At 53.9% G+C, this 25,729-nt stretch carries 33 protein-coding genes; 31 read left to right on the top strand and 2 right to left on the bottom strand.

Annotated features, from left to right (window positions below; translation table 11 throughout):
- Positions 1–625: 625 nt before the first annotated feature.
- Positions 626–919 (top strand): hypothetical protein, encoded by a 294-nt coding sequence (locus tag BFV65_RS22050; protein WP_058691249.1) that lies wholly within the window; start codon positions 626–628, stop codon positions 917–919.
- Positions 920–935: 16 nt separating this feature from the next.
- Entirely contained in the window at positions 936–1,757 is an 822-nt protein-coding gene (locus BFV65_RS22045) for a DUF932 domain-containing protein (RefSeq protein ID WP_047716230.1), read from the top strand.
- A 28-nt stretch (positions 1,758–1,785) separates the two neighbouring features.
- On the opposite strand, the gene BFV65_RS22040 is transcribed toward BFV65_RS22045, so the two are convergent.
- A complete protein-coding gene (locus tag BFV65_RS22040; protein WP_047716231.1) occupies positions 1,786–2,325 on the bottom strand; it encodes a lytic transglycosylase domain-containing protein in 540 nt (179 codons plus the stop codon).
- A gap of 598 nt (positions 2,326–2,923) precedes the next feature.
- Between BFV65_RS22040 and BFV65_RS22030 the strand changes: the two genes are divergently transcribed.
- Positions 2,924–3,310 carry a relaxosome protein TraM gene (locus BFV65_RS22030; protein WP_047353120.1) on the top strand — a complete coding sequence of 129 codons (387 nt, stop codon included), beginning with the start codon at positions 2,924–2,926 and terminating at the stop codon, positions 3,308–3,310.
- A gap of 38 nt (positions 3,311–3,348) precedes the next feature.
- Here BFV65_RS22030 and BFV65_RS22025 read toward each other — a convergent pair whose 3' ends face one another.
- Positions 3,349–3,990, bottom strand: a complete 642-nt coding sequence (locus BFV65_RS22025; protein WP_047716232.1) for an Arc family DNA-binding protein — start codon at positions 3,988–3,990, stop codon at positions 3,349–3,351.
- 197 nt (positions 3,991–4,187) lie between these two features.
- Between BFV65_RS22025 and BFV65_RS22020 the strand changes: the two genes are divergently transcribed.
- The 28 genes from BFV65_RS22020 (at position 4,188) to traG (ending at position 25,729) form a co-directional block, all read left to right on the top strand.
- Positions 4,188–4,541: a type IV conjugative transfer system pilin TraA gene (locus BFV65_RS22020; RefSeq protein WP_047716233.1), complete on the top strand. Its 354-nt coding sequence runs from the start codon at positions 4,188–4,190 to the stop codon at positions 4,539–4,541.
- A 3-nt stretch (positions 4,542–4,544) separates the two neighbouring features.
- Positions 4,545–4,847 carry a type IV conjugative transfer system protein TraL gene (gene traL, locus BFV65_RS22015; protein WP_045898089.1) on the top strand — a complete coding sequence of 101 codons (303 nt, stop codon included), beginning with the start codon at positions 4,545–4,547 and terminating at the stop codon, positions 4,845–4,847.
- Positions 4,848–4,852: 5 nt separating this feature from the next.
- Positions 4,853–5,434, top strand: a complete 582-nt coding sequence (locus BFV65_RS22010; RefSeq protein ID WP_047716235.1) for a TraE/TraK family type IV conjugative transfer system protein — start codon at positions 4,853–4,855, stop codon at positions 5,432–5,434.
- An 11-nt stretch (positions 5,435–5,445) separates the two neighbouring features.
- Complete coding sequence (gene traK, locus BFV65_RS22005) at positions 5,446–6,186, top strand: type-F conjugative transfer system secretin TraK (protein ID WP_045898000.1); 741 nt, start codon at positions 5,446–5,448, stop codon at positions 6,184–6,186.
- The gene (gene traB / locus BFV65_RS22000) at positions 6,183–7,586 is read left to right on the top strand and encodes an F-type conjugal transfer pilus assembly protein TraB (protein ID WP_047716237.1); all 1,404 of its coding nucleotides are present in this window, start codon (positions 6,183–6,185) and stop codon (positions 7,584–7,586) included. The genes traK and traB overlap by 4 nt, the downstream gene beginning before the upstream one ends.
- Positions 7,587–7,599: 13 nt before the next feature.
- Positions 7,600–7,875, top strand: coding sequence for a hypothetical protein (locus BFV65_RS21995; protein WP_047716238.1), 276 nt, complete (start codon positions 7,600–7,602; stop codon positions 7,873–7,875).
- 10 nt (positions 7,876–7,885) lie between these two features.
- Positions 7,886–8,173 (top strand): hypothetical protein, encoded by a 288-nt coding sequence (locus tag BFV65_RS21990; protein ID WP_047716240.1) that lies wholly within the window; start codon positions 7,886–7,888, stop codon positions 8,171–8,173.
- Between the two features lie 45 nt (positions 8,174–8,218).
- Positions 8,219–8,605 carry a hypothetical protein gene (locus tag BFV65_RS21985; RefSeq protein ID WP_047732199.1) on the top strand — a complete coding sequence of 129 codons (387 nt, stop codon included), beginning with the start codon at positions 8,219–8,221 and terminating at the stop codon, positions 8,603–8,605.
- A 247-nt stretch (positions 8,606–8,852) separates the two neighbouring features.
- Entirely contained in the window at positions 8,853–9,407 is a 555-nt protein-coding gene (gene traV, locus BFV65_RS21980) for a type IV conjugative transfer system lipoprotein TraV (protein WP_047716243.1), read from the top strand.
- The gene (locus BFV65_RS21975) at positions 9,404–9,589 is read left to right on the top strand and encodes a hypothetical protein (RefSeq protein ID WP_047716244.1); all 186 of its coding nucleotides are present in this window, start codon (positions 9,404–9,406) and stop codon (positions 9,587–9,589) included. Before traV ends, BFV65_RS21975 begins: the two co-directional genes overlap by 4 nt.
- Positions 9,586–12,195, top strand: coding sequence for a type IV secretion system protein TraC (gene traC / locus BFV65_RS21970; RefSeq protein WP_047716245.1), 2,610 nt, complete (start codon positions 9,586–9,588; stop codon positions 12,193–12,195). The genes BFV65_RS21975 and traC overlap by 4 nt, the downstream gene beginning before the upstream one ends.
- Positions 12,192–12,608: a type-F conjugative transfer system protein TrbI gene (gene trbI, locus BFV65_RS21965; RefSeq protein WP_047716246.1), complete on the top strand. Its 417-nt coding sequence runs from the start codon at positions 12,192–12,194 to the stop codon at positions 12,606–12,608. Before traC ends, trbI begins: the two co-directional genes overlap by 4 nt.
- Positions 12,605–13,240, top strand: a complete 636-nt coding sequence (gene traW, locus BFV65_RS21960) for a type-F conjugative transfer system protein TraW (protein ID WP_047353131.1) — start codon at positions 12,605–12,607, stop codon at positions 13,238–13,240. Before trbI ends, traW begins: the two co-directional genes overlap by 4 nt.
- Positions 13,237–13,629 (top strand): hypothetical protein, encoded by a 393-nt coding sequence (locus BFV65_RS21955; protein ID WP_045898018.1) that lies wholly within the window; start codon positions 13,237–13,239, stop codon positions 13,627–13,629. The genes traW and BFV65_RS21955 overlap by 4 nt, the downstream gene beginning before the upstream one ends.
- A complete protein-coding gene (locus BFV65_RS21950) occupies positions 13,620–13,898 on the top strand; it encodes a hypothetical protein (RefSeq protein ID WP_047716247.1) in 279 nt (92 codons plus the stop codon). Before BFV65_RS21955 ends, BFV65_RS21950 begins: the two co-directional genes overlap by 10 nt.
- Complete coding sequence (locus BFV65_RS21945) at positions 13,889–14,434, top strand: hypothetical protein (protein WP_174570161.1); 546 nt, start codon at positions 13,889–13,891, stop codon at positions 14,432–14,434. Before BFV65_RS21950 ends, BFV65_RS21945 begins: the two co-directional genes overlap by 10 nt.
- Positions 14,435–14,537: 103 nt before the next feature.
- Positions 14,538–14,759: a hypothetical protein gene (locus BFV65_RS21940; RefSeq protein ID WP_015572104.1), complete on the top strand. Its 222-nt coding sequence runs from the start codon at positions 14,538–14,540 to the stop codon at positions 14,757–14,759.
- Between the two features lie 55 nt (positions 14,760–14,814).
- On the top strand, positions 14,815–15,138 hold the full coding sequence (locus BFV65_RS21935; protein ID WP_047353134.1) for a hypothetical protein: 324 nt from the start codon (positions 14,815–14,817) through the stop codon (positions 15,136–15,138).
- A complete protein-coding gene (traU, locus tag BFV65_RS21930; RefSeq protein ID WP_047353135.1) occupies positions 15,135–16,130 on the top strand; it encodes a conjugal transfer pilus assembly protein TraU in 996 nt (331 codons plus the stop codon). Before BFV65_RS21935 ends, traU begins: the two co-directional genes overlap by 4 nt.
- 10 nt (positions 16,131–16,140) lie before the next feature.
- Positions 16,141–16,764, top strand: coding sequence for a type-F conjugative transfer system pilin assembly protein TrbC (trbC, locus tag BFV65_RS21925; protein WP_047716248.1), 624 nt, complete (start codon positions 16,141–16,143; stop codon positions 16,762–16,764).
- Positions 16,761–18,596, top strand: a complete 1,836-nt coding sequence (gene traN, locus BFV65_RS21920; RefSeq protein WP_047716249.1) for a type-F conjugative transfer system mating-pair stabilization protein TraN — start codon at positions 16,761–16,763, stop codon at positions 18,594–18,596. Before trbC ends, traN begins: the two co-directional genes overlap by 4 nt.
- Positions 18,593–19,375, top strand: a complete 783-nt coding sequence (gene traF / locus BFV65_RS21915) for a type-F conjugative transfer system pilin assembly protein TraF (RefSeq protein ID WP_047716250.1) — start codon at positions 18,593–18,595, stop codon at positions 19,373–19,375. The genes traN and traF overlap by 4 nt, the downstream gene beginning before the upstream one ends.
- A 9-nt stretch (positions 19,376–19,384) precedes the next feature.
- Positions 19,385–19,873 carry a hypothetical protein gene (locus tag BFV65_RS21910; protein ID WP_047716252.1) on the top strand — a complete coding sequence of 163 codons (489 nt, stop codon included), beginning with the start codon at positions 19,385–19,387 and terminating at the stop codon, positions 19,871–19,873.
- A complete protein-coding gene (locus BFV65_RS21905) occupies positions 19,870–20,088 on the top strand; it encodes a hypothetical protein (RefSeq protein WP_047353139.1) in 219 nt (72 codons plus the stop codon). Before BFV65_RS21910 ends, BFV65_RS21905 begins: the two co-directional genes overlap by 4 nt.
- Complete coding sequence (gene trbB, locus BFV65_RS21900; protein ID WP_047716253.1) at positions 20,078–20,683, top strand: F-type conjugal transfer protein TrbB; 606 nt, start codon at positions 20,078–20,080, stop codon at positions 20,681–20,683. Before BFV65_RS21905 ends, trbB begins: the two co-directional genes overlap by 11 nt.
- Positions 20,684–20,700: 17 nt before the next feature.
- Complete coding sequence (locus tag BFV65_RS21895) at positions 20,701–20,964, top strand: hypothetical protein (RefSeq protein ID WP_045898049.1); 264 nt, start codon at positions 20,701–20,703, stop codon at positions 20,962–20,964.
- The gene (gene traH, locus BFV65_RS21890; protein WP_045898051.1) at positions 20,961–22,325 is read left to right on the top strand and encodes a conjugal transfer pilus assembly protein TraH; all 1,365 of its coding nucleotides are present in this window, start codon (positions 20,961–20,963) and stop codon (positions 22,323–22,325) included. Before BFV65_RS21895 ends, traH begins: the two co-directional genes overlap by 4 nt.
- Positions 22,325–25,729: a conjugal transfer mating-pair stabilization protein TraG gene (gene traG, locus BFV65_RS21885; RefSeq protein ID WP_069597127.1), complete on the top strand. Its 3,405-nt coding sequence runs from the start codon at positions 22,325–22,327 to the stop codon at positions 25,727–25,729. The genes traH and traG overlap by 1 nt, the downstream gene beginning before the upstream one ends.

The following is a 25,729-nucleotide window of genomic DNA, read 5'->3' as shown; positions in this document are numbered from 1 at the left end:
AAACGGGGAGGGCGACAGCGCCTCCGGCGCTCCTGCCTTTCCCCGTTGCAGTGCTTCTCTCCCTGCCTGTAATCATAACCGTCGTCCTGCTGGTTAACTTGCTCAGCTGAAGCTCCGTGGCCATAACCCGAAAACAGGGCAGGGCGATGGCCCCCTTCGGCTCCCGGCCAGCGCTGCTGTCCGGTCGTCGAGCCCCACTCCGCCAGGGCGGCCGCTGCGCACCCGCCAGGCTCCGCCGAACCCCTGCGGGTTTCGGGCCATACGGCTAGGGTCTGATGGCAAAGGTCAAAGGCTGCGGCTTCTCCGGCCGTGCCGTCCGGAACGCCTTCACCGCGCCGGCTGATGCCGTCGCTTTAATGGCGCCACGCCGTTCCGACGTGTCGGGTGTGTGCATCCTGTTCCCCCGGTGAAGCCATCACCCGTGCGTCCTCACGCGGAGGGCTTGTCGTAGCACCGTCGGGTCGTCATCCAAGGGGTGAAATGCACTCCGCCAAAACTTTTTGCGTGCCGCAAAAACTTTAGTCTCCGCCCCTTTCCTTCCTCCCTTCGCCGTTGCTCCTTTGCCCTTTGCCGCGAGAGAACTCACCAGGGAGATGGACAACCATCACCACAGGAGAAAACCAGGATGCACACACGAAACGTCAACGTCAAAACCGCCGCTCAAGAATCTACCGGAAGATGTGATTCAAACCTCACCACGTCCCAGTTCACGGATCTGTTTTGCTGGGTCCTGGCAGCATCGGAAGGGGAGCCACAACCGGCAATTTTTACGCCGCCAGAGAATGCCACTGAGCTGACGTTAATTAATGACGAATGCACGGATTATATCTCTGTCTGGGTTGTAGATGGTCGCCCGGTGGCAGCTGCAATGCCGCTGGATAATTTTCACCGCGTTATTCCTTCATCACTTACTAAATAATCAGGAGTAAATAAAAATGGTCAGTTTCGCAAGCCGCTATCGTATGCCTACCTCGATCCGTAAAGACCGTCCGCTGACGAATGAGGAATTACAGCTCATCGTTCCGAGCGCGTTTTCATCGGATAAACACGATTCACGTTCTGAACGTTATACATATATCCCGACCATAAACATTCTTGATCGTTTACGTGATGAAGGTTTTCAGCCGTATTATGCAACTCAGTCACGTACACGTGACCAGGATAAACGCGACTTTACAAAGCATATGCTTCGGCTGCGTCGTCATGACCAGATTAACGGAAAAGAAGTACCGGAAATTATTCTGCTGAATAGCCATGATGGTTCAAGCAGCTATAAAATGATCCCCGGTATGTTCCGTCAGGTTTGCAGTAATGGTCTGGTTGCATGGAAGGATTTTGGTGAAATCCGCGTACCCCACAAAGGTGATATTGTCGGACAGGTTATTGAAGGCGCTTACACGGTGCTGAAAACATTTGACGCGGTTGATGAAAATATTGACCTCATGAAAAGCATTCAGCTCACTTTGCCTGAGCAGCGCCTTTTTGGTGCGACCGCCCTGGAACTTAAGTACGAGGGAAAACCAGCGCCGATTACGCCGGAGCAAATTATTAACCCCCGCCGGGTACTCGACAGAGGCCAGGATTTATGGACCACGTTTAACGTGGTGCAGGAAAATGTGATCCGTGGGGGGATTCGTGGCAGAACGCAAAAAGGGAAGTTGACCAGAACGCGGGAAGTCACCGGAATTGATGGTGACATCAAATTAAATCAGGTTCTATGGAAAATGGCTGAGGAGTTTGCAAAACTGAAGGCCTGAAAATTAAGCCGCTCAACAGAGCGGCTTTTTACTGTCCGCTATGTAACGAGGCCGTATCCGCAATTTTAATCTCATGCTCCTTTCCCGCAGCTGGCGCCAGGCGTTCAGAAAGTAACTTTTTTCTGGCCAGCAAAACGCGATATATATTTTTGATATCCTGAGCATACGCCTTGCGTTGCGCAATGACCTTTTTGCTCGGCCCCGTATTATACATCCCCACGCTGTCCCAGTTTTTTCCGTATGACCTGAAGTTGTGCGCCAGTACCCATGCACCCGTATAAACGCAGATACATGGATCATTCAACAGGCGCTCACGGGTAATATTGAAGTTTTTAAGTTTACCGTAATGAGAGCTGTTTACCTGCATACCGCAGACATCTTCTGTCCCATTCCTGTTTGATCCATTTATCGCATCCGGTACCAGATGGCTCTCTTTAATCGAAATTGACATAAGCAGCAGCGGATCAATTTGATAATCTTTCCCGGCCTGATCAAAGCACATCTGGGGAGTTGCACCAGCAGACATGGAAAGAGTCAGCAATGCCGCAGGCAGTAACGATATTTTCATGGTTTGGCCTTTTAACGAAATAAACGGGCTCTGGAGAGTCGCCTTAAAAAATACCCCGGCGGATCGTCGTAATCAAGTTAATTCACTACAAACGCGCGTGAGCGCTCTCCTGAAGGGATTTAACACCTGTCCGAAATAAACATGTCAGAGCAGTAGACGGTATTAACATGCCGCTCTTTACTAACCCTTTAAAACATCACACCCCACGCAAGACTTCGTCTTGCAGTTTTTTTCTTTAAATTCAGTGGAATGAGTGGTTTTTATTTTCGTAATTTTTGAGTGTACGGGCTTAAAGTGTGTTGCCCAACACACATTGCTGTGCCTGATTAGGCACTGCAATGTGTGCTAATACAGCACTTTGAAGTGTGGGGATTGTGTGTATTCAATTATTAGAGTAACTTAAAAATAGACAGTGCCTGAACCACACACTTCATAGTGCCTAATGCACACACACTGTAGTGCCTGATTAGCACACATTTTTAGGGATGGGTTATCTATAAAATCAGATGGTTACCTGAACCCTGTACCACTGATAGCTGTTAAAGTTCGCCATTGCAGTGCCGCATTAGGCACTACCTTAGAACATCGAGACATTATTATGCCAAGAAAGAACATTTACTTTAAAGACAAAATTGACCGCGAAATACATGATATTCTTGAAATAGAACTACAGAAAGGGGCCACCACATCTGAGATGAACTATTCATCAATTGTCAACGAATTAGTACGTCTTGGGCTAATGGTTTACAAATCGAAAGAAGAGGGAAGTACATTTGACCTGGATGGCTTCAGACGTGACCTGATAAAAAAAGTTTCCGGGTCACGCGAAGGTATTATGATTCTGACCGCCCTTGTCTCTGACATCTTCGTCACACTTAAAGGCCCCGACTCTGGCGTGAAACTGGAAGAACTCATAAACACCAACATCAGTGCAATTAACGATGCGGAAGATAAAGCCGAAAAAGACCACTTCCTTGCAGGATAAATTAGCAACTTTGGCCGGAACACTCCGGCCAGAATCGATCACTGAGACGGTCTTTCGTTCCACGGAAGCTCGCCTTTCTCCACCTCCCTTATTTTTTCCTTCAGGAACACCTCAAACTCCATGCAAAGCACTTTTAGCGCCTGCGCATCCTCGTTCTGGTCAAGTAACCTTTCCGTGAAATAACCCAGCGTATTCATCAGGCGGGTAAGCATTTCGTCATTAAGACTACGGTTATGCACCTTCGCCATTGCCCTGATTTCATCTGCAAGATTCTCAGGAATACGCATACTGTAGCCAATTGTTTTCCCGGGGAGCAAAATTCTTTCACCCTCACGCCACACCCACAATTGCTCCTGCTTGAGCGGTGTTTTAATTTCACCCCCAACCTCAACGGACTCTTCATCAAGTAATCTTCCAAGCCACTCCTCAAATCTCACCGCCAAAGCTATTAACCTCTCTCCCTCCGCTGTTTTAATAACAGGCTTCCCGGTTTGATAATTAAGGGACAGCAACAACCTGGCAATAATTTCTTCATTTACACTCCTGTTGCCAGCCCGGGCGCATATTCTCAACTCCATAAGCAAATTATCAGGAGCCCGCAACCGCCATTCCACAGCTTCACCCGGCTGAAACTTCCTTGGACGGCCGCGACCATCCCACATTTTCTCTTTAACTTTCATAGCTATAGATCCCGCAGGCCATTTCTGAACTTTCTGGTCAGCAAAGCCTACTCACTTACATATTCAGATAAATCCGAATGATTATATGAAAGCGTGACATGCGTCACAGTTTTTTTTTTTTAGGGTCATGGGACAATTGCGCCCGCGTAAACAAGCACTTACGCGATTCACTTTTGTTTACTTCGGAGAAAACAATCATGTTAACCAAAGGCAGTGCCCTTAACGTCGGTAAGGGATGGGCGGTAGCGTCTTTATTCCGCAAAGCACGCGAAAATCGCCAGACTAAATTTTACTTAAGGTCAGTAGGCGCTTTTTTAATTGCACTTATGGTCACTCACCCGGCATTCGCCAGCGGCACCGACCTTCTTTCCTCACAGAACACCACGGTTAATTCAACCTTCGGTTCTGGCTCATCATTGATTAAATGGTTTTACATTGCCGAAATCATCATGGGCCTGTTTATTTACATCAAGGCTCGCTCACCGCTGGTATTCGTCGGTATCGTGATGGCAATTATCTTTACCCGTGTCGCCTTCGGCATCGCGAGTTAAATGATGAGCAGGGAAGAAGATAAATACTACTTCCCGGAAACTCTGAACCAGCAGGAACGTTATTTAGGCTTACCGATTGATGAGCTAATTGTTACCGCACCCCTTATTTTACTGGGGGTGCTTAACAACATGTCGGTCGAGCTTGGAGTAATTGCAGGCCTGCTCTGGTTTCTTGTCCGATATCTGAAAAAAGGGCAGGGGTCATACTGGCTGCTTAATTTCTGCTACTGGCACCTGCCATCACTTTTATTCAAAGTCACATTTCGCCAGATACCCGACTCAAGTTTCCGTCACTGGAGGGCATAGTTTTCATGAAACTGAATATTAAAGGAGAGCGCGATAAACAACTCCGCTATGCGTTTATTGGTCTTTCAGCTTTAACTTTACTCATGGGCGCAGGGAATGTACTGACTGGCTCACTGGCATGGTATTTCGCCACCACCCAGAAAACCATCACCACGCCATTAACGTTTAACCGCCCGTTCGCATCCGATTCAAAAAGTGTGGATGCCACCGGCCTGACACAATTCGCCGCTTCCTTTATTTACTGGCGACTGAACGTAAGCCCGGAAAACATCGACAACAACCAGAAAATGATTCTTGGATTCGTCCCTTCCGCCGAGCGGGACGTACTCAAGAAATCCCTGGACATTGAAGCTGAACGCATCAAAAAATCGGGCATAACCACCCGGTTCGATACGAAAGAAATTCGTGTTATTGATGATAACACCGTGCAGTACAGCGGAGTCCTGAAACCATCCACCACCAACGGCGCAATCACCACGCCACTGAAAGACCAGGAAAAAACCTACCGACTAAAACTGAGTTATGACAATGGTGTGATTAACCTCCACAGCTTTGAAGAACTCAAGCCGGCATCTCCCACTAACTAACAGGACTGCCCATGAAATTTCGCATTTCACCGGCAGCTGCTGCTGTGTTTCTGGCAGCGGGATTATTCACAAGCGGCCTTCGGGCCGCTTCCGCACCCGCAGCCATTCCGTTTGAGAACGACGCCGCCTTTAACGTCACACTCAGCAACACCAACCCAAGCAAGGTTGTTGTCGACGGAGAACTCATTACCAGCATCAGCGGACCAACCGGTGCCTACGACCAGAGCACAACCGATGACGGAGCACTTATCCTGTCCCCCCTCGTCGGCCAGAACTTCACGCTGTTCATCCAGACCGACCGCGGCTCCTCCCTGAGCCTTAACATCAGGCCGCAGCCGGGTAATGGCAAAACACTGCGCTTCACCCCAGCGTCACCACCACTTCGCAAGAATGACGACGCGAAGGCATGGGAAGAAGGGCAGACCTACGAAAAAACGCTGGTCGCACTGTCCCGTGCCGTAGTCAACGGCCAGGTACCGGACGACTACCAGGAATATCCGGTCAGCCGCATGCCGGCATACACACCCGCCAGTGATGTACGCCTGACACCGGAACGCCAGTTTGTGGGTAACCACCTGCGTGTCGTGCGCTTCCGGATGAGCAACCCCGGAAACATCACCCGCGACCTGCGCGAGCGTGACTTCTGGCACAAGGGCGTCAGAGCCGTAATGCTGTCACAAAACAAACTGTACGCCGGTGGCGAAGGCTACGCCTGGATTGTGTTTTCAGATGACGGAGACACCCGCCCATGAACCTGAATGAAAATCTGAAAACCCGCCGAAAGCAACTGGCCATCCTTGCCGCCGTTATCATAGGGGGCGCGGCTGCAACGGGCGGTGTCATATGGTACGGCAAGTATCAGCAGGCTCAGAAACAACCCGCACCAGTTGCAGCCCCAAATATGACCGGTGTCGTTACCGCCGCGTTTAACCAGCAGGTTAACGATGCCGCACTGGCACAGCAGCAGGCAAAGACCTCCGCACTTGAGGACAAGCTCACCACGCTCACCCAGCAGTTTGCACAGAACAAGCTCACTACCGAGCAACAGCTGGCCAAAAAGGATGAAGAAATTCAGCGCCTGAATGACCAACTCTCGAAAGCCCCCGGCAGCAACGCGACCACTGGCCAGCAGACACCACCTGCCGGTCAGAACGGAACACCACTCCCCGGCCCCGTTGCTGCCGGTCAGGCCCGACCTCCCGAATACACTGTGACCCCCACAGGAGCACCGGCCGCCACTGGTGTCAACATGGGGCAGGGCACAGGGTTCTATCCGGGCGGCTCAGGTCAGCGTATGACGGGCGGGCTGTCGACCACAAAATTCAGCTATGAAAGCCTGAAGAAAAAGCCAACCAGACTCCCCTGGATTCCGTCCGGCTCGTTCTCTGATGCCATCCTGATTGAAGGCGCTGACGCCAACGCCAGCGTCACCGGTCAGCAGAACACCCAGCCAGTCACCATTCGTCTGCTGGGGAACATCCAGATGCCCAACAACAAAGAGTACAGCGCAGACGGCTGCTTTGTGGTGGGTGAAATCTGGGGTGATATCTCCAGCGAGCGCGGCGTTGTCAGAACGAAATCACTCAGTTGCGTGCTGAAAAACGGCAAACATGTCGATATGACGTTCGATGGCCACGTGAGCTATCAGGGTAAAGGTGGTGTTCGCGGTAAGCCCGTTATGCGAAACGGCATGATTGTCGGCTATGCGGGGGCAGCAGGCCTCCTGTCTGGCTTTGGCGAGGGTATCAAATCGGCGGCAACGCCATCCGTGGGCATCGGCGCCACAGCTGACGTTGGCGCGGCAGATGTGTTTAAGCAGGGCTTTGGCGGCGGGGCCAGTAAGGCTGCTGATACGCTGAGCCAGTACTGGATTAAGCGCGCAGAGCAGTATCACCCGGTAATTGATATTGGTGCCGGCAACCTGGTTACTGTTGTGTTCCAGAAAGGCTTCCGCCTTGAAACCATCGAGGATGCTGAGGAAGCGAAGGCGAAAGAGGAAATGCAGAAAGCCGGCAACGCCGTGCAGAACGCCGTGACTCCGCAACCTGCGAGCCAGACCACAGCATCCGGCACTGCCTCCGTCGGCAACATCAACCCGGACGACGTTCTACGCCAGGCCAGCCAGTTGCGCCTCGGTGACACCATCAACTAATGAGGGAGTGAAGATGAAAGCACGAAAATTACTACTTTGGGCAACAACCAGATGGAGGCCAGGACTGACATTCATCGTTTCATGGTCCATTTTGTTCGCCACGCTTTTCTCCAGTTTTAAGTGGATACAGCTAACCGGATTATGTCTCTGGGCGGCAGGAAATCTTTTTCTGGCTGAATCAATTCCCGGTGGCATGGTGTGGCGTGAGCTGCACTCACCACCTTCAGACGCAACACCGGAAGAAAAGGAGGCTAACCCTCCTGGTTCCGGCAACACCATCAACCGATGAGGAAACGCAGATGGCGGCACAAAGAACATCGCGGGAGGGGGTGTCCGACCGCAAAACAAAGGATGTGAACGTAAGCAAAAAAAGGAAGCTGGCCGACCGGTTGTACGGAGCATTTCTGCTCTTATGCATGGTAGCCGTGGTAAGCCTTTTTTTCTACGGACAAAGCCATAACAGCATGTGGAGCATCGTTGCATTTGGTACAGGCGGTATTTTGTGGTGTATCGCACCTGAGTATTACAACAGACCTGACATCGACAGCAAAAAGGCGTCGGAAGGAGAAGGCGACGGTATGGCCTGAAGAGAAAGCTGACCCGAAGTTTCTGCACAACAACCGGGAGGGGAAATGAAACGTAATACCGCAATCCTGTTTATGGCGCTCTCACTGGCATTACCAGGTGTGGTGAATGCCAGTGCAGCAGCGGTGATTTTTAACCAGACAGCCGCTACTGCCAAAAAAGAGATGGAGGATTCAATACAGCTTGAATCTGTGGAACGTGAAGCAATGACCCAGTCGGATGCCTGGAAAGCATATCAGCAGGTGTTATCAGCCGTACCCCAGAACGCCCCCACCGTTCTGGAAAATTGTTACCGCAGTCTGGCCGTGTCACTGGTGCTTAAGGCCGCCATGAATTGTTCTCCCGAAGCGCTAAAACTTGTTGAGCGGAACGATGTGATTGAGTTTCGTGTACTCCGGTCATCGCTGATATCAGCCTGCATAACCGCTAAATAAGGAAGCCGGAATGCGTGATAAAGAGCGTAATAACAGTCTGCTCATCACTTTTTTCCTGTAATTCATTTCACCGGAGTGATTATGTCTGCAATCAGAACACGTTCTTCATTGCTAAAAAGCCTGCACGACGATCGTTATATCCTCATTCCTGCACTGGTTTTCACTGTGCTTCAGTGCAACTGCAAATAATGGAAACTGAGTATTACCCCTCCCTGAAGACCCCCTGAACTAAAACCGGAGTTATCCCATGAAAAAACTACTGGGTGCTGCACTGCTGTGCAGCGCACTGACCGGCTGCGCCGGTCTCAATTCAGATTTTGACTGTAACAAGACTGCCACCGACCAGTGTCTGACGACCGGTGAGGCCAACAGGCTGGCCGCACAGGGTAAAAGCCTGGATGACCTGACGGCCGATAAAGCCGCAAAAAAGCCTGCGGGTGAAACCCTGCCGGCACTGCGAAATCAGGCTCCGGTCGTGAATCCGTTCCGGCCTGTCTCCGTCGCAGCAACCGGAACGACCACCGCCAGGCCGGTTGCGTCTCGTCCTGTTACTACTGCCCCGGCGGGGACGTCTGATTCTCTGGTGACGCCTCTGGCTTCTGCCAGTCATGCAACGCCAGTTGCAGTCAACACAGCGGGTCACGTCCCCGCTCAGCGTATTCCTGATGCGACGCAGCGCCTGTGGATTGCGCCCTGGGTGGACACTGACGACAACTTTCATCAGCCGGCTGTGGTCGAGTTCGTAAAAAACAAATCCCACTGGGATGAGAGCTACCGCGTTATCGGGGAGGGCGGAGAATGATCGGATTCAGTAACGATCCATCGCTGGCTGAACTTAGCATGATGGCCGAAGGAAAAATGCTGAGTAATTCCACATACAGAATGGAGCTGAACGCTGATGTACCGGTGAGCGTCAGTCTCACCGAGGAGGCTCGTCAGCGTCGTCTCGAACTGATCCGGGAAGCAGCGGAGGGCCGAAAATGAGTTTTGTCGACAGCCTGATGGATATGCTGAAAAACGGCGGGCAGGAAGACGGTGCTGCCACGGCACGAAATAACCTCTCCCAGACATGGGACTATCCGTCCCTGGTTGCTGCGTTGCCGTACCGGTACTACGACGATACAAATGAAATTTTCGTCAATGCCGGCTCTGCGGGTTTCATGATGGAAGCTGCTCCGTTACCCGGTGCGAACGAACAGGTCATGGCCGCGCTGGACGACATGCTGCGCAAAAAGCTGCCCCGAAAAACGCCGGTGACTGTCATTCTCCTTGCCAGCAAGTGCGTCGGTGAGCGTATCGATCGCGGCGTGAGTAATGACATGTGGAAAGGCGGGATGGCCGATCATCTCAATAAAATCACTCGCGCGTTCTGGCAGCGCTCTGCGTTGCACGGTCTGGCCAACGAACGCGAATACCCGCTCTATCTGCGCAACTACCGTATCTTTCTTGTCTATGGTCAGCCGTTGAAACGCGCCTCCCAGACGCAGCGGGTGATTGATGACCTGATTCAGATACGCAACACCATCCGCGTATCCCTGGGGGCCGCACGTATCGACAGCATGAACGTCGATGTGAATGGTTTCCTGTCTGCGGTACGAGAGCAGATGAATTACCGTCAGGAGCAGGTGCTGACCTCTTCCGGGGACTACAACGAAGACGAGAAGCTCAACCGCCAGGTAGTTGACCCGGGTATTGACCTTAAGGTGCATCCGTCTCATATCCGGATGGAACTGCCGGAGACCTTCGATACGGGAGGGACGCGAATGCCGGCATCGTCATGTCGCATCATCAATATGCAGCTCAGCAAAAATCCGCGTCGTTTTGCGCTCTGGCAGGGGGCTGACAACCTCCAGAATCTGCGGTTTCCCGACCTCGGTATTCCCTGCCCGTTTATGCTGACCTGGACTACCGAGCTGGAGGAGCAGACCAAAAGCCAGAGTGAGGCGTTCCGTAAAGACCAGGACCTGTCAAAAAAAGCCAACTCGGCCTACGCGGCTCTTTTCCCCAATACCAAGAAAGCGGCGGAAGAATGGCGGCGTACTCGTGAACAGCTGAGCAGTAACGAAATTGCGCTCTGTAATACCTATTTCAACCTGACCCTGTTTGCGCCTGACAATAATACCGACGCGCAGGCCTGCGAACTGGCTGCCGTGAACGTATTTCGCAAAAATGAGCTGGAGATGGTGACGGTGCATTACCAGCAGATGCGTAACTGGCTGGCAGGCTTCCCGTTTGTTATGCAGGAAGGGATGTGGGAAGACCTGAAGATGACAGGCGCAACGCTGCGCGCCAAATCATGGAACGCGGTGAGCCTGATGCCGGTCGTGGCTGAACGCCAGCTGTCCAACGTGGGTATGCCGCTGCCGACATACCGCAACCAGGTGGCATTTTTCGACATGTTTGGTGAGGAGAACGGCAGTACCAACTTTAACATCGCCGTGACCGGCACTTCAGGCGCGGGAAAATCCTTCCTGACGCAGGGTATTCTGCGTGACGTGCTGAATGCCGGGGGGTACGCCTGGGTAATCGACATGGGTGACAGTTACAAGAACTACTGTCATCAGGCCGGTGGGGTTTATCTTGACGGCGCGAAGCTGCGCTTTAACCCGTTCGCCAACGTCAAAGACATCAACCATTCTGCGGAAGGTATTGTGCGTCTGCTGACGGTGCTGGCAAGCCCGACCCAGCCGCTGGACGGTGTCTGCGAAGCGATTCTGCAAAAAGCGGTGATGGATGCGTGGGAGAAAAAAGGAAACAAAGCCCGTATCGATGACGTCCATAACTACCTGACCAATGAGGACATCAATCAGGCATTTGCAGACAAACCGACCATCATCGCTCGCCTCGCTGAGCTGGCCATGCTGCTCGATACCTACTGCACCTGGGGGCCGGACGGTGAATACTTCAACGCTGACAACCCGACGCTCGATGGTGACACCCGCTTCGCGGTGCTGGAGCTGCTGAGCCTGGAAGACAAGCCGAAGTTACTTTCGTCCATCCTGTTTTCACTCATCCTGGCGATTCAGGAAAAGATGTACCACAGCCCGCGCGACCTCAAAAAGGTCTGCATCATCGACGAGGCCTGGCGCCTGTTGGGTGGTTCTAACCCGCACGCGGCACGGTTTATCGAAACTGGCTACCGCACCGTGCGTCGTCACCGTGGCGCGTTCATCACCATCACCCAGGGTATCAAGGACTTCAGCGCCAGTAAGGAAGCAGAAGCGGCCTGGAACAACAGCTCCACCAAAATCACCCTGTTGCAGGATGCGAAGGCGTTTAAACAGTACCTTGCCGATAACCCGGATCAGTTCTCGGACATGGAAAAAGAAGTTATACGTGGCTTCCAGCCTGCGCTACAGACCGGCTACAGCTCCCTGCTGATAAGTGCCGGTGAATACAGCTCCTTCCACCGTCTGTTCGTCGATCCCGTGACACGCGCCATGTTCAGCTCGCGTGGTGAAGACTTTGCCTTCATGCAGAAATTGCAGAGAGAGGCCGGGGCCACTGCGGAAGAAGCGGCGTATCTGCTGGCGGAGAAGAAATTCGGCAGTGAGCTTCGTGAACTTGAGGAATGGGTGAAAGCGGCATGAGTGAACAACAGGACAAGCCATATGACGGTGACTCCGTCCGCGATGGCGTAACGATGGTGGGATGGTTGACCTCCCGAAGCATGAAATTAGCAACCTTTGTGCTTGTCTCCCAGATGATTATGACGGGGATAACATGGCTTTACATGAAATCCACTGAGCCGGAGATCGTCGTCTTCGATATGAAGGGGACAGTCGACCTGTTCATGCAGCAGTCCGCCCAGTTGCAGCTCGATGAAGACAAGGCCAGGGTGCTGACAACGCGTTTCAATTCCGCGCTGTCAGACAGTCTCGGTGAATGGCAGGCCTCACATAACGCCATCATTCTGGTGAAACCGGCGGTGATGAGCGACCAGCGGGATATCACGAATGAGATCCGTGCCGACATTGCGCGCCGCACTCAGGGGGGCCAGTGAAAAGACGACTAAAGCTGATGGGGATGTTGCTGATGATGCTCTCCGCCGGCAGCGGGGCGAAAGATCTCGGTACCTGGGGTAACGTTTTTGAACCAACCGAGCAGGACATGCTGGCGTTCATCCAGAATCGCCTGAAAGGAATGGAGCAGACGGGCGAACTTGACCGCCTGCGCAGGGAGGCAACGGACAGGGTGAAGGAGCATGCGGTTCGTCCGACGCCGGTGGAAGGCCTCACAAAAGCGAAGGAATACCGCAGCTTTGCCTGGGACCCGACATTTACTGTGAAGGAGACGATCACTGACATGCAGGGCAACGTGATCGCCCGTAAGGGCGACACGGTCAATCCTCTGGATAAGGTGCCTTTCAGTCAGGTGCTCTTTTTCATCGATGGCGATGATGAAGAGCAGGTGAACTGGACCCGGCAGCAGCTTGCCGGCCAGACGAACCTGAAGGTGATCCTGGTGAACGGCAACATTAAGGAAACCAGCGATGCGCTGAACGAACGTATCTACTTCGACCAGGCAGGCGTACTGACGCGTAAATTTGGTTTTGAGCACGTCCCCGCGCGTATCTCACGCGACGGCCGCGTGATGAAAGTAGAAGAAATTCCGGTTTCAGGAGCAAAAAAATGAGCGCAACCACATTAGGAGAGTTGTTTCCACACCTGCGGCAGGCCATTACTCCGCATCGCCGCTATGCTAAACAACCCCGTAAAGCCTCAGTTGTTACATCCCGAATGGGGACGGCAGAGCGGCTCAAAACGTTGTATCCGGAGCTGGATTCCTGGCATCCGGTGCTGGTCACTAAAGCCTGGCTTCACTGGTGCGATCAGCATCAGCAGGAAGCCCGGGAGCCGTCGAAACGAGATGAACGTTTCCCGGATTACATCATTCACCTCTTACTGGAGAATATGCGGGCCGAGGACAGCGCGAAACGTAAAAAGGGTCAGACGCTGTCACTTTCCGAACGTCTCGACAGGTTATTTGCGGGGGAAGGGCAGGAGAGCACCGAATGTCACTAAGACACGATGCAGTGGTGCCGGGAATGCCTCACCGCATGACTGGCTACAATGCTGAAACCAAAGGCTGCGACGAAGATGTGAATCGCCTCTGTCAGCTGTACCCTGAAATTGCATCATGGCAACCGGAGCTGATTGCCGGTGCCTGGCGTCAGTGGTGCGTGGAGAACCAGCTTCAGCCGATAGCGCCGGAAAAACGTGATGAGGCGTTTCCCTTCTACCTCGTCAGGCTTATCCGCAACAGAATGGAGGAGATGAACGCATGGCGCTAATCAGCTGCTTCACCGGTCCGGAGGGGCTACAGGGGGTACTTACCTGTTTGCGCGACACTGAAGGCCTGACCGGTATTCTTGTCGTGGTTGGGTTGCTCACTGGCTGGCTTGTTGTTCAGTACCTGGCAGGTGCCCGGCGTGAGCGCCGGGCGTGGGAGAGTCGACCGGGAATGCCCGTTCCGCCGGCCCACTTTGGCAGTGCCTGGCATGCCGATGTGGTTCACGCCTCTGCCAACCGGGAGTATTACCAGATTATGCTGGCCGAACTGGAAAAAGCCGTGACTGACGCGGGCTATGAGCTGACGCGTGATGGATCACAGCGCGTGACGTTGCCAGAGGCAGACCGGCAGAAAATCAGCCGCAGGGTTTTCCGGGCTCGTCAGCTGGATATGACGCCGAGAGTGACTGAGCAGATGATGAAAGACAGTGAAGACGCAGCGGTGAACGATGGCTATGCCGGCAGGTGGCTCACTGTGCTTATTCGCGGAAGTGAAAGCGCTGGGTGGTACATCACAAAGCCACAAACGACCCATTAATTCAACCGCGCTGACCTTCAGGATGTTCGGTGCTCACTGCGTTGCGCTCCGCCTCAGCCTGAATGTCTTCCCGGTTTCCGATTAACCCCGACCAGGTAACGCCATGAAAAAAGACCCTGATACTGAAAAGGGCCGGAATGTCACCATCTCGTCAGTACGTCACGATGAGGGTTCGGCCCGACAGCTGGATGAAATCCTCAACGATAACCCGCTGTACAAACCTTCGCACGTGCTGCGCGGAGCCATTCTTGCCCTGTACGAAATGAGCCAGGAACAACGTCTGGCCATCATCATGAAAGCGGCTGATAAAGCCAAAAACCACTGACCATATCTTAAGCCCTCCCGCCGTCCGGTGGTTGCGGCACGCCCGGAGATATCCCATGACTCACCCTGATCCTGTCAGGCCGGTGACGGTTACCCGTGACCGCAACGGCTTCTGGACGCACCCACGCTATTTTACCCCCGCCAGTGATGAGGCCGGGCAGTCAGAATTCGGCGACTGGATGCGTCTGCACAACCTGACCTGTGCCACCCGCTGGATGGAAAATGATGCGCCTCCGCAGGTGATCGCCGCCTGGGAAAATGGCGTAGCCGACATCAGCGACTGGCAGCCCTCGGCGCCAGCGGGTGAAGGCTGGTTCATTGGCTCCATTCATGACACTGATGACGGCCCGGTTTGTGTCTGGCTGCGGGAGGTGAAATGAAGCGTCTTTCATGGCTTGCTGGCCTGATGCTTGTTTTCATGTCTTGGTCGCCGGTTCAGGCCACTGCTGCCAGCAACGCAGGCGACGGGCGCTGGGTGAATCCCATCACTGACGTCTGCTGGAAATGCCTGTTTCCGATGACGCTCGGTAATATCCAGCTGGCTTCCGGTCCTCAGAAAGACACAACCAACCCGTCCTCGCCTATCCAGATTTGTCCGGTGGGTATTCTGTATCGCATCGGGCTGGCCATCGGGTTCTGGGAGCCGATGGCGATGGTGGATGTGACACGTGAGCCGGGGGTGATGGTCAACATGGGCGGCTTTAAGATCGACCTGGGGCGTACTGGCACAGGCACAGCCGGGCAGAGTGACAGGCCCGCCGCCGGCGCGTTCTACCATGTTCACTGGTACAAATACCCGTTGATTTTCTGGCTTAACATCATCACCAGCCTGGGATGTCTGCAGACCGGAGACATGGACATTGCCTATCTGTCTGAGGTCGATCCTCTCTGGAATGACAGCACGCTCTCGATGCTGATTAACCCCGAAGCGGCACTCTTCGGTAACCTGGTTGCCCAGGGCGCATGCGCGGCTGATGCCGCCGCCGCGTCAGCTGGCCTGCCGTTGTCACCGCTGTTCTGGTGTGCGGGAAGTCAGGGGTCAATGTACCCGCTGACGGGCTATACCAGTGGTGAATTTTCCCCGCTGGAGGCCTCATTGCTCGTCGGTGAGCGTATGGCCTTTAAGATGCACCGTGAAGGACTGGTCTGGAACTCCATCGGCGCGGATACCGCCGTCTGCAACCAGTATCCTTCACCCATCATTCCCAAGGAACGGTGGCGGTACCAGATGGTGAACATGTACCCCGAAACGAACAACTGCCACCCTTTCGGTGCCAGTACGCAGTTGTGGGGCACCACACACAACTCACCTTCATCGAAAAAGAACTTCGGCTACCTCTTCTGGCGCAAACGTAACTGCGTCTTCCTTTAAGGACATGACAATGAAAAACGCTTATCTCCGGGCGCTGACGTTCAGCGTCATGGTTGCTTTCGCACCAATGGTCGTGGCGAGCGCCCAGACTGATATCTCCGTCACTGACCATAGCTGGATCAAAAGCCAGCAGGACGCACTGGCGGCTATGAAGGACGATCTGCAAAGCCAGTCTGCCGGTTCATACGTGTTACCGCAGGCGCAGCAGGATCTTATTACCCGACTACAGGGAAATATAGTGGCTCAGACCACCACGATGGGGGAAAAAGACACCTTCCAGGCGATTTACTTTGTAAGCCTCGGCATACCTCGCGAAGGCCTGCTGCCGATGCTGAAGGAGGCCCGCCGTTACAACATACCGCCAACGCTGCGTGGCCTCGTCAATAACGACATGCGCCAGACTGCGGCAGCTATGTTTGAGCTGAGTAAGGAGGACAGGGACGCCGGCGTGCAAATCGATCCGACGCTGTTCACTCAGTACAACATCACCACGGTACCTGCCCTGGTGGTGACCTGTCCTGGCCACCATGACGTTATCCGGGGAAGCCTGCCCCTGAAACAGGCCCTTGAGAAAGTGGCTGAAAGCGGCGAGTGCGCGGCAACGGCACGCCATCTCCTGGAGGCCGCCCAATGATAAAAATGCTTTCAACTGCGCTGTTGCTGTTCCCGCTTTTCGCTGTCGCCGCTGATCCTGCCTTTGAGGCGGGTGCGAGTTTTGGTAAGGGGAACGCTGCCGCAGGAACCGGTGCTCTGAAAAATCCCGGCGCGGTCACCGGAGCGATACCGGGCTATACCGCGAACCCACCGGAAAAGGGGTATTACGGTGGTGTAAACGGGGGCGATGGCGGTCTGGCGGGAAAAGGACAGGCTGCCCTGCAGGGAAATGACGCGGCACAGTCGGTGATCAGTTCCGGCACCAAAAATCCGACCCCAACGATTGATCCGAATGCGCCCTTTATCACTATTGGTAAAAATGCGGAGGGTACGGCTGACGGGATCATGGATGGCAGCAGCCAGCAGTGTAAAGAGACGACGGTTTCAAAATCGACCTTTGAGAATTTTACCTGCGACCGGGATGTGGCCGTGATCCAGACGTGCGGAAGAACAGCCAGTATCACCGGACATTATGAGGATAATTACAGCTACAGGACTATTACCATTGATTCAGACAATCTGGACGTCAGTAGCCCTGAAGTAACGTATACCATGCCGGAAGGGACAGTCTATTCGGCAAAGATGAGCTATACGTTCAGAAAGGACTTAGCGTTCAGCAACGATATCTGGTACCTGAACATCACAACACTCGGCAGGCTGATGACGATGTACGAAACGTCTGGTTCGTATGAGTTGTCACCGGGGAAGAGTTTCTCCGAAGGAGAGGCACTGACAATTACGATTAACAACAAACAGAATATACCCGAAAGAGTCGTGAACGTCTGGAAAGACGGGAAAAGAAATCAAATGTACCATTTCGTCATCACCATCGTTTACCGTACCGGTACAAAGGTATGGGTTCCACAGACGACCTGGACTGAAAGTTGTGGTTTTGACAAAAAATCGGCCCTGTCCAGCGCAGGCAGTATCTGTACCGAACCAGGCGGCACGCGTACCATCACTGTCGACGGGAAGGAGTACAGCCAGACAAACAGTTGCTGGGCATATTCAGATTCCTATGTGACGGGGACCAGTTCTCGCGGGAACTGCGGTTCGCTGATGGATAATCCCGCCTGCACGCTCTCTTCCCATTCCTGTACAACAACTGAGTCGGGCATCTGTACCCATCAGTCAGAAACGTATCAGTGTCAGAAAACCTGGTCATCCAGTGGTCTGGTCTGCGGCGGGGAGTATATCTGTAAGTCCGGCGCCTGCGATGAGACGAACGGTACCGGTGATAACGGGTTTGATACGGCTGTGGCCAAACTCGCGGGTCTGGCCTCTGCGGCAGAAGATGTCAGGGATCAGAACAGCACTATAGATGTCAGGGCCTTCACGGGTAAAGCCATGAGCTGCCGTAAGGCGTTTGCCGGCTTCTCCAACTGCTGCAAGGATTCTGGCTGGGGACAGGACACAGGTCTTGCCGCCTGTAACGATGATGAACTGGCTCTCGGTAAGGCCAAAGCCAAGAAAATCACCGTCAGTGTGGGAGAGCGCTGTGACCATAAGGTCCTGGGGGCCTGTATCCAGAAGAGTAAAGTGTACTGTGTTTTCGACGGCAAACTTGCCCGTATCATTCAGGAGCAGGGGCGTCGTGATCAACTGGGCGTGAAGTTCGGCAGCGGCGACAGCCCGGACTGCCGGGGCATTACGGTACCGGAGTTGCAGAGTATCGACTTCGATAAAATCAACTTCTCGGATTTCTATGAGGATTTGATGAAGAACCAGAAAATCCCGGATACCAGTGCGCAGGTTCAGCAGATTAAGGATCGCATCGCAGCGCAGGTGAACCAGCAGGGAGGTGGCAAATGAAGCGTACCCTCTGTGGCCTGCTTATGGCGCTGGCGAGCCATACGGCACTGGGCGAGGAGATTGTGACGCCGGCAGAGCCGTTCACCGGCTGGTCCTGGTACAACGAACCGAAAAAGCCCCCTGAGCAGCCCCGAAAACCGCAGCAGCCAGCACCGCAAGCCATCCCGGATCTCAGCAAAATGTCCCCGATGGAGCAGGCCAGGGTGCTGAAAGGGTATACACAGGAGGCGCTTAACCGCGCCATCCTGTACCCCTCGCGGGAAAATACGGCGACGTTCCTGCGCTGGCAGAAGTTCTGGACGGACCGGGCATCGATGTTCAGCCAGTCCTTTGCGGCAGCGCAGCTGAGCCATCCTGACCTCGATTACAACCTTGAATACCCGCACTACAACAGCATGGCGCCGTTTACTCAGACACGTGATCAGCAGACCCGGCAGAATGCGGTGGAACAACTGGCGCAGCACTACGGCCTGTTTTACTTCTACCGGGGCAGCGACCCGATCGACGTGCAGATGGCGGGGGTGGTGGCTGACTTCGCGAAAACCAACGGGATTTCGCTTATCCCGGTCTCGGTCGACGGCCAGGTGGCACCAGGCCTGCCGCAGAGTCGTCCGGATACCGGTCAGTCCCGCTCGATGAACATCACACATTTCCCGGCGCTTTTCCTGGTTGATCCCCGCAACCAGAACTACCGTGCCCTGTCCTACGGCTTCATGACACAGGATGACCTGTCAAAGCGATTCCTGAATGTGGCCACCGGTTTTAAACCCAATTCCTGAGAGTCTTTTATGACAAAAATACTTTTCACCCTCATCCGTGATGCAGGGCGGTTTTCCCTGTACGCCCTTGTCCTCGGCCCGGCCCTGGTGCTGTATGTCCTGGTGATGTTAGCGGCGTATGATGGCTCACTGTCCCGTCAGTTCCTGACGACCTTTCATGACCTGACTGACGGCGTACCTGCCGGCAATGTGATGGCGTGTGTTAATGAACACGAGATGGTCAGTCGCTTTTCACCGCCAGAGCCCGGAGAGAAGTTAAAGCCCGCTCCTGCGTTAGAGAAAGCCCCTCCTGAAGTGTTGTGTCAGCGTGGCTACGTGGACAGCGATTCATGGGCGCGTTCTGTGGATGCAACGTTGAGAAACTTCTGGGGGATGGCGGTAATGTTTGGTGCCGGATTGTGGTTTGTTTCCCGTCGTCTCTCTCTTGCTGCCCAAAAGCGTATTTCACCAGACACACATTCGGTTCTGGTACGGAAGAACAGGGAGACACAGGAATGAAACCAGCTATTCTCGCAGGACTGATTTTCTGGGGCACGATGGCACGCGTACTGAGCGAACTGATGACCTGGTCCGTGGAGCATACACAGCAGGGGCTGCTGTGGCTGTGCAATGGTATGTGGGCCGGTGCCGCCGGCATGGTGGTGTATGCCGGCTACCGCTGGTTCAGGTTTGAGAGAGGGCAAACGCACAAGGAGGTCGACCGTGAACATTAAAACCGGGTTCACTTTGCTGCTGTTGTCCCTGCCTCTGCTGACACATGCCGGGGTACGCGAAGAACTGATGGCGCTTGAGGCAGCAAAGTCCGCCCCACCTTCTGCTGCTGCGGCCATCACCGCTTCTCCTGTTCCGGCACCGTCCAGCCTGATGGCATTGCCGGATGGACGAAGGGCAAACATGAAAGATTATGCCGTGGTGCTCTTTATGCAGGCTCACTGTGAATTCAGCGCAAAGTTCGATCCGCTGCTGAAGGGCTGGGCTGATGAGCATGCAATTAAGGTCTATCCGTACACCCTGGACGGTGGCGGCGATGTCTCCTTTCCGACGCCGATGGTACCGCGCAAGAGCGATCTTAGATCGCCCATTGCAGACGAGATTGTGACCTTCTTCGGAAACGGTCTGCCGATTGCGACACCGACGGCTTTTGTGGTCAACGTCAACACCCTGAAAGCGTATCCGCTGACCCAGGGCGTGATGGATATTCCCGCACTTGAAAGCCGTATGGCCAGCCTGATTCAGGCGGATATGGATAACGTCGATCCGAAAGCGCTGCCGCCCATGCTTGCAAGTACGCAGGTCACCCCTCAGTAATACAACCGGACTACAAAATGACTACAAATTCGTATGCGCTCTCGCGTACCGAACGCGTGTGGCTGTTATTCAGCGTAACGCTGCTCGTGTCCGCTGCATTCTATGGCGGGCTGGCCTGTCGGGTGGTCAGCGTCATGAACCGCCCTGAGCTGACGACCTGCCTGCTGGACTTTCCGGTACTTCTTCTCATCTCGCTGAGTATCGGTTTTTTTTCCATCGCCGCCGGGCTTTACGTATGCCGTCAGAGCCTGGTACGGAAACGCAGGGAGGAAATTGCATGATCAAGGCACTTATAACCGCTGGCCTGGTCTTTTTCGCAGGCCTGGCTGCGCTGCCGGCTCAGGCCGATGTCAACGGTGACCTGAACGGCTTCTTTGGAAAACTGGGCTACAGCGGCAACGTCTCCCAGGCGCAGGCCTGGCAGGGGCAGGCGGCCGGGTATTTTTCCGGCGGCTCGGTCTACCTGCGAAACCCCGTCAAAAACGTCCAGCTGATCTCGATGCAGCTGCCGTCCCTGAACGCCGGCTGCGGTGGTATCGATGCCTACCTGGGGTCATTCAGCATGATCAGCGGTGAGGAAATTCAGCGGTTCGTGAAGCAAATCATGAGCAACGCCGCCGGCTATGCCTTCGATCTGGCTCTACAGACGATGGTCCCGGAGCTGAAACAGGCAAAAGACTTTCTTCAGAAGCTGGCCAGTGATGTTAACTCCATGAACATGAGTTCATGTCAGGCTGCGCAGGGCATTATCGGCGGATTGTGGCCGGTGACGCAGGTGTCGCAGCAGAAAATCTGTCAGGACATTGCCGGTGAAACCAATATGTTTGCCGACTGGGCTGCATCCCGTCAGGGCTGCACTGTCGGAGGTCAGGGGGATAAGGTCACGGCCAGGGCAGGGGATGCAGAAAAAGACCAGGTGCTGAAAAACAAAAACCTTATCTGGGACACGCTCAGTAAGAACGGGCTGCTCGCTAATGATCGCGCGCTGAAGGAGCTGGTAATGAGTACCGTCGGCTCCATCATCTTCAATAAAACCGGAGGCGTGACAATCCTGACACCACTGGTCGATAACCGCGATCTGATCAAAGTTCTGATGCGGGGGGGAACGGCGAAGGTCTATGGGTGCGATGAGGCAACACTCTGTCTTGGGCCTGTCGTCACTAACCTGACGATTACTGAGTCCAGCGCTCTGGTCACACTGGTCAAAAATCTGATGATTTCCATGCAGAACAAACTTGTCGATGACAAACCGCTGACCGATCAGGAAAAAGGCTTCGTGAACACCACGTCCGTACCGGTACTGAAATACCTGACCAACGCCCAGAGTATGGGCATGAGCGCGACGTATCTGCTTCAGGTTTCCGACTTTATTGCCCAGGACCTGATGATCCAGTACCTCCAGGAGCTTGTGAAGCAGGCAAGCCTGTCACTGGCCGGCAAGAACTTCCCCGAAGAAGCCGCCGCCAAACTGCGTGACAACGTCATTCACGCTCAGGGACTGCTGGCCGACATGAAATTACAGTCAGCGGCAGACCAGAATGCGCTGGACGGTATCGACCGCAACATGCAGTACCTGCAACAGCAGGTGTCCACCATCGTTTCAGGTTCTTATCAGAGCAACTATCACTGGGGTGATCGCTGATGCTTGAGATATACACTATCTATGGCGGGGGGATGTGGAAAACGGCGCTGGACGCCGTTGTCACCCTTGTCGGTCAGAATACTTTCCACACTTTACTGCGCATTGCCGGCACCTTCGGGGTGCTGGCCGTGTTGTTTACTTTCATTAAACAACGCAACCCGATGGTTTTCGTTCAGTGGCTGGCCATCTTTATGGTCATCACATCCATCCTGCTGGTACCGAAACGTTCCGTACAAATCATTGACCTTTCCGATCCGGCAGCAGTGTGGAAAACGGATAATGTACCGGTCGGGCTGGCAGCCATCGCGTCGCTGACGACCAGTATCGGGTACAAGATGGCGTCAGTGTACGACATGCTGATGGCCAGACCCGACTCGGTGACCTACAGCAAAACCGGGATGCTGTTCGGTTCGCAGATTGTGGCGGAAACCAGCGACTTCTCCACGCAGAATCCGGAGCTGGCACAGATGCTGCCGGACTATGTGGAAAACTGTGTGATCGGCGATATTCTGCTGAACGGGAAATATACGATTAACCAGTTACTGAACTCCACCGATCCGCTCACGCTGATAACCAGTAATCCCAGTCCGCTGCGTGGCATTTTTAAAATGACCTCGACCACTCGCCAGTTCCTGACCTGTCAGCAGGCCGCAACAGAGATTAAATCCCTGGCGAATACCGATGTGAACCCGGGTAGTGCAACGTTCACCTGGCTGACGCGTAAAGTCTTTGGCAACAAACTGAACGGTGCAGCCTTACTGTCTAACGCGATGGGGGAGAGTTACGGTTACTTCTACTCCGGTGGCATGACAGCCGCGCAGATCATGAAGAATAACATTACCAACAGCGCAGTCCGGCAGGGGATAAAAGGGTTTGCGGCGCGCTCATCCGATACCGCCAACCTGCTGAACCTGGCCACAGAGAACGCGGCAACGAAACAACGCCTGAGCTGGGCAGCAGGTAACGAACTGGCCACCCGTACACTGCCGTTTGCGCAGTCCCTGCTGATGCTGATTCTGGTGTGCCTGTTCCCGCTTATGATTGCGCTGGCCGCATCGAACCATACCCTCTTCGGTCTTAACACGCTGAAGATTTATGTCTGCGGTTTTATTTACTTCCAGATGTGGCCGGTGATGTTCGCGATTCTGAACTATGCCTCAAACTACTGGCTACAGAGCCAGACCGGAGGCACGCCCCTGGTTCTGGCCAACAAGGATATTGTTGCGCTGCAACATTCTGATGTGGCGAATCTGGCAGGCTACCTGGCACTATCCATTCCGGTGCTCTCGTTCTATCTGACCAGAGGGGCGGCGGCAATTGGCTCTCAGGTTACCGGCAGCATACTCAGTTCAGGTGCATTCACCTCTGCCGGTGTGGCAGCGACCACTGCGGACGGAAACTGGTCGTTTAACAACATGTCGATGGACAATGTCAGCCAGAACAAGATGGACACGAACCTGGTGCAGCGCCAGGGGCAGCAGACGAGGCAGGCGGATAATGGTTCAACCCAGACCCAGACGGCCGGTGGCCACACGGTTATCGACGGTTCCGGTGCAATGTCGAATCTGCCGGTGAACATGAAGCTCAGCCAGCTGGCAAGCAGTGGTTTCCAGGAGTCAGCCCGTCAGTCGCAGGTTCAGGCGCAGACGGCGCTCGATGGCTACAACCACAGCGTCACCAGTGGCTGGTCACAGCTCTCCCAGCTGTCTAACCAGACCGGTACCAGTGACAGCCTGATCAGAGGCAGTGAAAACAGCCATGCCACTAATGCGACGCGCGGCGCCAGCATGATGATGTCGGCTGCTGAAAGCTATGCGAAAGCTAACAATATCTCGACGCAGGAAGCCTATAACAATTTGATGGATATCAGTAATCAGGGGTCTGTATCAGCAGGTATTAAAGGGACAGCCGGAGGGGGACTTAATCTGGGCGTTGTTAAGTTTGGTGCTGAAGGAAGTGTTTCTGGCGATTTGCGGCATTCGACGGGCAGTTCAAGAGGAATTCAGAATTCAGATTCCCATTCGCAAGATATGCGACATGATCAGAACAGCCAGGCCGTTAATGACTTCCGCCAGGGCATGGATATGGTCAAAAGTAGCCGAATCACTGATGGCGCGAATCATTCCGAGAATGCTGCAAGCAGCAATGTTCAGCAGCTGGCCGCAACGCTTAATGATGCTGAGAGCCAGTACCATCAGTACACCACCAGTTCGACGCAGAGTAGCGAGTTCAGCAGGATGGCCACTGTTGCGCAGAACCAGAGTGCAAGCCTCGATACAAACTATACGCAGGAGTTTGTGGACTGGGCGGCTAATAAATACGGTGATAAGGCTCAGTCCATGCTGACAAGTGCGCCATCGGCGCGCGAAGCAGCGATGGAGTTCGTTAATGAGCGTCTCAAACCTGAAATCATGGGGGATTATCAGCAGGGCCGTTCAGATCTTACCAGCGGTCAGGAGCATGCAGCATTCAGTGGTGAGCACGTGGTTCAGCCAGCCCTCGGCAGTCAGCACGGATCAGGCCCGGCAAGTAATGATGGAGGTATACGTTACAGCCCTGTCGAGAGTGGCTCTTATAATTCGAACGACACGGGGAACCACCATACAGACGGAGCGTCTCAGGTGACGGAATATGCGGGCACTTACGGTGGACAGGTTTCATCTGGGGGGGGGAGCGTGTCTGTGAGAACAGGCGGTTCTGTTTCGGGTAGCCATGAGTCATCATTGTTAGCGCAAAATCAAACAGACAGTGAGAACTTAGCCGGTCAACGGGAAATCAGCCATAACGAAGTACATTCTGGCTACGGCAGACAGGAACAAAGCTCCCAAATCCAGTCAGGCACTCACAGAAGCGAACAGGATAGCCTCTCCATTAAATCCAGTGATCATGATACCGGAAGACATTCGACTGAAAGGCAACGCTCTGACTCCAGCGCTGGGATGCAGCAGGAATTACGCCAATCCGGGACCTTACGGGAACAAGGGGGAGCAGCAGGCCACAGGAACGAAATGAGCCATAGCCCTGCAACCATGAATGTTGAGGAGCAGCGGGTTCAGGGTAATGCTATGCAGGCGTCTTTCAAAGAAAACCAGGCAAAACTGCATGAACAGTCAGGTCAGGGTTTTGGTCCACAAAATGATATCCAGCGACGTGTAGCGGAACAAAGATCTGAAAATGAGCATAAAATCAAAGAATCTGCTGGGGTAATTGATAAAAAACAATCCACTGTTCAGGCATCCAGTGATATCCTGAAAGGAGAAAACTTAATCGGTCAAGGGCGATTCAAGCTTGGTCGTGCTGAAGCTGAACTGGATCAATCAAGTAAACTCAATCCGTTTAATGATCTCCAACCAGATGAGCTGCAACAGAGAGTGGCAGAATTAAGGAAGAAAACTGGAGGATAA

It is taken from the genome of Enterobacter hormaechei subsp. hoffmannii, assembly GCF_001729745.1.
Taxonomy (GTDB): domain Bacteria; phylum Pseudomonadota; class Gammaproteobacteria; order Enterobacterales; family Enterobacteriaceae; genus Enterobacter; species Enterobacter intestinihominis.
The sequence above is the reverse complement of the archived record's forward strand: the minus strand, read 5'-3'. Positions and strand labels throughout refer to the sequence as shown.

Excerpts from the sequence above, each read along its gene's own strand:
- BFV65_RS22050 (WP_058691249.1), top strand. The coding sequence starts at position 626 with ATGCACACACGAAACGTCAACGTCAAAACCGCCGCTCAAGAATCTACC.
- BFV65_RS22045 (WP_047716230.1), top strand. The coding sequence starts at position 936 with ATGGTCAGTTTCGCAAGCCGCTATCGTATGCCTACCTCGATCCGTAAA.
- BFV65_RS22040 (WP_047716231.1), bottom strand. The coding sequence starts at position 2,325 with ATGAAAATATCGTTACTGCCTGCGGCATTGCTGACTCTTTCCATGTCT.
- BFV65_RS22030 (WP_047353120.1), top strand. The coding sequence starts at position 2,924 with ATGCCAAGAAAGAACATTTACTTTAAAGACAAAATTGACCGCGAAATA.
- BFV65_RS22025 (WP_047716232.1), bottom strand. The coding sequence starts at position 3,990 with ATGAAAGTTAAAGAGAAAATGTGGGATGGTCGCGGCCGTCCAAGGAAG.
- BFV65_RS22020 (WP_047716233.1), top strand. The coding sequence starts at position 4,188 with ATGTTAACCAAAGGCAGTGCCCTTAACGTCGGTAAGGGATGGGCGGTA.
- traL (WP_045898089.1), top strand. The coding sequence starts at position 4,545 with ATGAGCAGGGAAGAAGATAAATACTACTTCCCGGAAACTCTGAACCAG.
- BFV65_RS22010 (WP_047716235.1), top strand. The coding sequence starts at position 4,853 with ATGAAACTGAATATTAAAGGAGAGCGCGATAAACAACTCCGCTATGCG.
- traK (WP_045898000.1), top strand. The coding sequence starts at position 5,446 with ATGAAATTTCGCATTTCACCGGCAGCTGCTGCTGTGTTTCTGGCAGCG.
- traB (WP_047716237.1), top strand. The coding sequence starts at position 6,183 with ATGAACCTGAATGAAAATCTGAAAACCCGCCGAAAGCAACTGGCCATC.
- BFV65_RS21995 (WP_047716238.1), top strand. The coding sequence starts at position 7,600 with ATGAAAGCACGAAAATTACTACTTTGGGCAACAACCAGATGGAGGCCA.
- BFV65_RS21990 (WP_047716240.1), top strand. The coding sequence starts at position 7,886 with ATGGCGGCACAAAGAACATCGCGGGAGGGGGTGTCCGACCGCAAAACA.
- BFV65_RS21985 (WP_047732199.1), top strand. The coding sequence starts at position 8,219 with ATGAAACGTAATACCGCAATCCTGTTTATGGCGCTCTCACTGGCATTA.
- traV (WP_047716243.1), top strand. The coding sequence starts at position 8,853 with ATGAAAAAACTACTGGGTGCTGCACTGCTGTGCAGCGCACTGACCGGC.
- BFV65_RS21975 (WP_047716244.1), top strand. The coding sequence starts at position 9,404 with ATGATCGGATTCAGTAACGATCCATCGCTGGCTGAACTTAGCATGATG.
- traC (WP_047716245.1), top strand. The coding sequence starts at position 9,586 with ATGAGTTTTGTCGACAGCCTGATGGATATGCTGAAAAACGGCGGGCAG.
- trbI (WP_047716246.1), top strand. The coding sequence starts at position 12,192 with ATGAGTGAACAACAGGACAAGCCATATGACGGTGACTCCGTCCGCGAT.
- BFV65_RS21955 (WP_045898018.1), top strand. The coding sequence starts at position 13,237 with ATGAGCGCAACCACATTAGGAGAGTTGTTTCCACACCTGCGGCAGGCC.
- BFV65_RS21950 (WP_047716247.1), top strand. The coding sequence starts at position 13,620 with ATGTCACTAAGACACGATGCAGTGGTGCCGGGAATGCCTCACCGCATG.
- BFV65_RS21945 (WP_174570161.1), top strand. The coding sequence starts at position 13,889 with ATGGCGCTAATCAGCTGCTTCACCGGTCCGGAGGGGCTACAGGGGGTA.
- BFV65_RS21940 (WP_015572104.1), top strand. The coding sequence starts at position 14,538 with ATGAAAAAAGACCCTGATACTGAAAAGGGCCGGAATGTCACCATCTCG.
- BFV65_RS21935 (WP_047353134.1), top strand. The coding sequence starts at position 14,815 with ATGACTCACCCTGATCCTGTCAGGCCGGTGACGGTTACCCGTGACCGC.
- traU (WP_047353135.1), top strand. The coding sequence starts at position 15,135 with ATGAAGCGTCTTTCATGGCTTGCTGGCCTGATGCTTGTTTTCATGTCT.
- trbC (WP_047716248.1), top strand. The coding sequence starts at position 16,141 with ATGAAAAACGCTTATCTCCGGGCGCTGACGTTCAGCGTCATGGTTGCT.
- traN (WP_047716249.1), top strand. The coding sequence starts at position 16,761 with ATGATAAAAATGCTTTCAACTGCGCTGTTGCTGTTCCCGCTTTTCGCT.
- traF (WP_047716250.1), top strand. The coding sequence starts at position 18,593 with ATGAAGCGTACCCTCTGTGGCCTGCTTATGGCGCTGGCGAGCCATACG.
- BFV65_RS21910 (WP_047716252.1), top strand. The coding sequence starts at position 19,385 with ATGACAAAAATACTTTTCACCCTCATCCGTGATGCAGGGCGGTTTTCC.
- BFV65_RS21905 (WP_047353139.1), top strand. The coding sequence starts at position 19,870 with ATGAAACCAGCTATTCTCGCAGGACTGATTTTCTGGGGCACGATGGCA.
- BFV65_RS21895 (WP_045898049.1), top strand. The coding sequence starts at position 20,701 with ATGACTACAAATTCGTATGCGCTCTCGCGTACCGAACGCGTGTGGCTG.
- traH (WP_045898051.1), top strand. The coding sequence starts at position 20,961 with ATGATCAAGGCACTTATAACCGCTGGCCTGGTCTTTTTCGCAGGCCTG.
- traG (WP_069597127.1), top strand. The coding sequence starts at position 22,325 with ATGCTTGAGATATACACTATCTATGGCGGGGGGATGTGGAAAACGGCG.